This window comes from Gordonia sp. (in: high G+C Gram-positive bacteria), from assembly GCF_049299075.1.
Lineage (GTDB): Bacteria > Actinomycetota > Actinomycetes > Mycobacteriales > Mycobacteriaceae > Gordonia.
Genome location: NZ_JBAQWU010000133.1, coordinates 1 through 5,518 on the forward strand (window position 1 = coordinate 1; position 5,518 = coordinate 5,518).

Genomic DNA, 5,518 nt, shown 5'->3' on the forward strand with positions numbered 1-5,518 from the left:
AGCGATTGCGCGAGCTGAGGGCGAGGCCGTCAGCTTCGCGCACTGTCGGCACCCCGGCGATCTCGACATCCATGTTGAAGTCGGCGACCATCTGGTTGATCAGCACCAACTGCTGGTAGTCCTTTTCGCCGAAGTAGGCGACGTTCGGGGCCGCGATATTCAACAGTTTGTTGACCACGGTCAGCATCCCGGCGAAATGCGTGGGGCGTGAGGCGGCTTCCAGATCGCGGCCGGCCGCACCCGGATGCACTGTGGTGCGCGGACCGTTCGGGTACATCGTGTTGGCGGTCGGCGCGAAGACCAACGGAACGCCCAGGGCGGCGAGCTTGGCGACATCGTCGTCAAAGGTGCGCGGATAGGAGTCCAGGTCTTCGGCGGCGCCGAACTGCAGCGGGTTGACGAAGATCGACACGATCACCACGGTGTTCCCGGGCTCGGCGGCGCAACGCACCAACTCCAGGTGCCCCTCGTGCAGCGCACCCATCGTCGGCACCAACGCGATGCGCCGACCGGTCGCCCGCAGCGCCTTGCTCACCCGGCGCAACTCCGCCGGATCGCGATGCACCGTCAGCGCGCCAGGGTTGTACGGGGCCTGCGTGGCCTCCATGATCTCGACGCTCATCAGCTCACCTTCATTTCCAGGAAGTCGGGGTTGCCCTGCTGGGTAGCGGCGCGTGCGGCCATCGCTCGATAGCCGTGGGCCACGCCGGAATCGGGTAGTTCAGTGAGCGCAGCGAGGTGCCGCTGCACGGTGCTCAGGTCACCACGCGCGACGGGCCCGGTGAGCGCTTGACGACCGGACGCCAGCACGTTCTCCAGCGCGGCGCGTACCAGCGGGGCCAGGACCTGCTCGGCCAGGCCGTCAGCGCCGCCGTCAACGGTGGCCCGGTCGGCGCGCTGGTCGGGGCCGTCGATGGCGGCCCGCAGCGCGGTGACCGCGTCGGTGATCAACGCGTTCAGATTGTTGGCGCCGAGCGCGAGGGCCGCGTGGTAGAGCGTGCGCTGCGATTCGGCGATTCGAACCGGGGTTCCGCCCAATTCGAGCACCAGGGAAGCTGCGACGGCATCGCCGATGTCGTCGGCCGCGGTGATACCGAAGCACGACGACGCGAGGCGCTGCACATCGTCGTCGGTGTCGACGAAGGTCATCGCCGGATGGATCGCCAAGACCAGGGCGCCGGCGGCGGCGACCGGCGCGAGAATGCCGACCCCGTGTGCGCCGGCGGTGTGCGCCACGATCTGGCCGGGGCGCGCAACGGCGGCGACCTGCTCAATCACGGCGGGAAGTTCGGTGTCCGGTACAGCGAGCAGAACGAGCTGTGCGGCTTCGGTGACTTCTGGAATGCTGCCCAGTCGGGCGGCCGGGATCCGGAGCGCGGCTCGCGTCTGCGAGGCGATCGACGGTGCGTGGACGCCGAGGACGTCGTGCCCGGCAGCGACGAGAGCCTCGCCGAGCGCGGTCCCCACGCGACCGGTCGAGATGATGCCGACCGTCAGGCGCGGAGCCGTGATGGGTGCGTTCACGCGTCGTCCTCCAGTTGTCAGTTCCAGTCCCGACTCTCCTCGGGTACCAGACGTCCACTGGCCAGAATAGGGCTGCGCGCGCGGCACTGCCACCCCACTGTGACCGGCCTCACCGACCGGCCCGCCCCATTGCTTCACCGAATGCCGAAACGGGCGCGTTCCTCCGCGGTGAGCGGCAACGACGCCGCATTGATCCGTTGGTCGGCATGGGCGGCATCGAGCAGCACGACGGTGAGCGCGCCGTGGTCCCCGCCGACTGCCACTGCAGCGCCGTCCCCGGTGACGGCGGCGTACCAGCGACCAGCACCGGCGGGGCCGATCGGTTCACCCCACGGCAGCAGTGCGTTCGGCTCGACGCTCCAGACCATCAGCGTCTGACCGTCCCCGGCCGACACCAGCCGTGCACCGTCGGCCGAGAAAGCCAGCGACCGGACCGTTCCACCGCGTTCCTGTCGGGCGGTAGCGACCTGCTCCAGCACCCCGTCGCCGACGCGCCACAGCTGGATCACACCGCCGTCTCCGCCCGCCGCGATGACACCGTCCGACGACCACGCCACCGCGTCGACGCCGCCGCCTGGTTCGCCCGATGCGGTGGCGATCCGCGACGGATGCGCCGGATCGGCGACGTTCCACACGTTCAGCGTTCCGGACGATCCCGCGGTCACAAGGCGCGTGCCGTCTGGGCTCCACGCGGCCGCGGTGGCCCACGTCCCGCCGTCATCGTGCACCAGCGGCTCGCCGACTCGCGTGGCCGCGCCATCCGGCGCGACCCGCCAGAACTGGAACGAGTCATCTCGGGCGCCGGTCACCAGCAGCGAACCTGACGGAGCAAAGAGCGCGTGCTGCTGGTCTTGTGTCTGCACACCCAGCACTACCCCCCGACCGACCGCCCCGTCCGCGGCGAGCGGAAAGATCTGCACCTCACTGGTTCCGGTGGCGGCGGCGGCCAGGCGCCCGTTCGCGGAGAGACTCACCTGATCGATCCGCGCACCACCGGTCGTCTCGCCAGCGCCTACCCCGCGTGGCCTGATCCGGTCAGTCAGATCCCACACCCGCAGCATGCCGCCTGAGCCGCCAGTCACCATCCGGTCGCCCACGATGGCCGGGGCGATCACGCGGCCGGTGTGCCCAGCGAGATCGGTGCCCGGCAACGTCCAGATCAGAATGCGTCCGTCGGCACCGGAGGTCACTACCCGCCGGCCGTCCGGACTGAAGTCGGTCGAGAACAGCGAGTTCGCCGCGCCCGCCAGCGTCGCACCGACCTGCACCGGGACCGCCGGGTCGGCGACACTCCACACGCGTGCTGTGCCATCGAGCGAGGCTGACACCAGGCGACTCCCGTCGGGCGCGAACGCCACCGACCAGACGGGCGCGGTGTGCGCCGTGATCGGTGCTCCGAGCTGCCGCGGCGAGTCAGGATGCGCGACGTCGTACAGCACCACCGTGGCATCGTCCGAGCCGGTCGCCAGGACGGTGGAATCGGCCCGAAAGTCCAGTGCGTGCACCGTGTCGCGGTAGCCGGTGAGCACTCCGCGGGCCGCATACGACTCGCCGTCCCAGAGTCGGGCGGTGCGGTCCGTACTGCCCGAGGCGATCGTCGATCCGTCGGGACTCCACGCCACAGCGCGGACGTCGGCAGTGTGTCCGTCCAGCTCAGCGAGCTGCGCACCGTTGTGGGTGTCCCACACGCGGACCGTGGAATCCATGCCAGCGGTAACGAGCCGCCCACCGTCCGGTGACCATGCCGCGTAGACGACGCGCCCATCGTGGCCCATCAGCACAATCGGCGCTTCCGCCGATCCCGGGTCGGTCCAGATGCGTGCGGTCCCGTCGTCGGAGGTGGTGGCCAATCGCTTGCCGTCGGGAGACCATGCCACCGACGTGAGAAAAGCCGAATGCCCCCGCAGCTGCAGCGGATCGGACTCAGGTTGATCGATGGGCCAGATTCGCGCCGCACCATCCGAGCCGGTACCGGCCACTTGGCGCCCATCCGGGCTGATCGCGACCGAGTACACGGCGCCGCCCTGCGCCTGCAGCGGGATGGCCAGCGGCAGGTTCGCGGTGGCGACCAGCCGTGACCGGTTCACGTCGGACGGGTCGAGCTGCAGCGCCAGTTGCGTGAGTCGTGCCGATGTCGTCGGGTCAGAACTGCGCAGACGGTCGGCTTCGGCGGTCAAACGCGCGTACTCGGCCGCCGTCCGCTCGTTGATCGCCTGCCCGCGTAGCTGAATCGCGAACACACTCAGTAGGAGACCGAGAACCGCAGCGACCGAGATGGCGACGACGGCCATCCGGCGACGGCGCGTTCCGCGCAGTTCCGACTGATCGGAACGCTCGACGTAGACAGTGACCGCCGGTGAGACGTCGCCGGTATGGCACGACTGGTGCGCACGGGCCAGACTCGGCCCGCGCAGGAGCAGACTCCGGTCCCGCTCGGCCCGATCCCATTCGGCGGCGGCGGCCTCGAGCTGCTGGCGGCCGAGGAGATCGGCGCGGTTGTCGTCGATCCAACCGCGCAGTCGGGTCCAGACTCGCATCACGATCTCATGGGTGAAGGAGACCCGGTCGTCGGCGTCGACGGTGAGTAGCCGCGACTGCAGCAACGCATCCAGCGCACCGGTTCGCTGCGGCAGCCGGTCGCCAGCCCCGGCGAGCAGTTCAGCGCGCGGCCGGAACAGCCGCGTGCTCCGGCCAGATTCGTCGAGGTGCACGAGCCGGGGCAACAGCCGCCGCACCTCGACCTGGACGTCCGGTTCCAGCGAACCCCAGAGCTGTTCGGCGGCGTCGTCGAGCATGCCGAAAACTCCACCGGACTTCTCGAAAGCCTTGAGCGTCAGTCTGTTTCCGCTGCGGTGCACCCACAAGGTAGCCAGGGCATGGTTCAGCAGCGGCAACGCGCCGGCGTCGTAGTCGTCCAGGCTCGAACCGCAGAACTCGGCCAGGATGCGCTCGGCGAGCCCCGGCTCCACCTTCACGCCAACGGCGGCAGCCGGTGCGGTGATCACCTCGCGCAGATCTGCTCGGCTCATCGCGCCGAGGAGATGCGTCCGTTTGTTCAGCGCGTCGAGCAACTGGGGATACGACAGCCACTCGCCAACGAAGTCGGCCCGCAGACCGATGACCACCGCGATCGGGTAGGCCCGGCGGGCGGTGGTCAGGCTGGTCAGAGTCTCCAGAAAGGCGGTAGTCCCGGCGCGCGGCGCAGCGGTGAACAATTCCTCTGCCTGGTCGATGACCACCACCAGCGGCCCCGACTCGGCGTCGGTCTCGGCGAGCACTCGCGCGAGTTCGTGCTGCGGGTCGTCCCCGGGCGTCATCGCGACTACCCGCACTCCCCGGCCGAGCAGCGCGGGTCGGACGCCGGCGGCCAGCAGGGAGGATTTGCCTGATCCGGAGACGCCCACCAGCGCCACCACGCCCCCGCCGTCGGCCAGCGCATCGTCGACCAGGGCAGTGATGGCCGCAATCTGCCGGTCGCGGCCGAAGAATCGGGAGGTGGCCTCGGGTCCGTAAGCCGCCAGTCCTGGGTAGGGGCAGGTCACCTCGCGCGTGAGCTCGGCGAGCCGGGCTTGTCGCCAGACCTCTTCCCACGCCTCGACGCGGTCGGGAACCCCGGCGACGGCATCGCGGGCCCGGGCGCGGTCGAGGAGCTCGGCAATGGTCATGAGCAGCAGGCCTTCGAACTCGCGCGGCAGATGCCGTCCGCTCCGCCAATCGCTCAGCCGCGCGAGAAAGTTGCCTGGTACCCGAATACCGGCCGGACGACCACGCTCGGCGACAGCCCCGCTGACGTCCTTCAGCGTCGGGTCACCCGCCGCCTCCCAGAGACGCCGCAGTTCGCGAGAAAAAGTCATGTCACCGCCTACCCGGCCATGAGCCGTCCCCCGACAGGCGGGCTCGATCAGGCCAGGATAGGCGGTCGTCGCGCCGCTTGAACATGGCGCGCGTCACCAGTGCGATGCAGGTCACGCGGGGCATCAGCCCAGATGATTCG

The 5,518-nt window shown here is 69.7% G+C and carries 3 protein-coding genes; all 3 read right to left on the reverse strand.

The genetic code is table 11. The annotated features are described in order from the left end of the window. On the reverse strand, window positions 1-622 hold a 622-nt coding region (gene panC, locus WAW85_RS04470; protein WP_422558442.1), incomplete at its 3' end, for a pantoate--beta-alanine ligase. After that, window positions 622-1,524: a Rossmann-like and DUF2520 domain-containing protein gene (locus tag WAW85_RS04475; RefSeq protein ID WP_422558443.1), complete on the reverse strand. Its 903-nt coding sequence runs from the start codon at window positions 1,522-1,524 to the stop codon at window positions 622-624. The genes WAW85_RS04475 and panC, both read right to left, overlap by 1 nt. 134 nt (window positions 1,525-1,658) lie before the next feature. Next, window positions 1,659-5,378 carry an AAA family ATPase gene (locus WAW85_RS04480; RefSeq protein ID WP_422558444.1) on the reverse strand — a complete coding sequence of 1,240 codons (3,720 nt, stop codon included), beginning with the start codon at window positions 5,376-5,378 and terminating at the stop codon, window positions 1,659-1,661. Window positions 5,379-5,518: the final 140 nt, after the last annotated feature.

What these genes read in the sequence shown, in the direction of transcription:
- WAW85_RS04480 (WP_422558444.1), bottom strand. Translation starts at nt 5,378, where the DNA reads ATGACTTTTTCTCGCGAACTGCGGCGTCTCTGGGAGGCGGCGGGTGAC.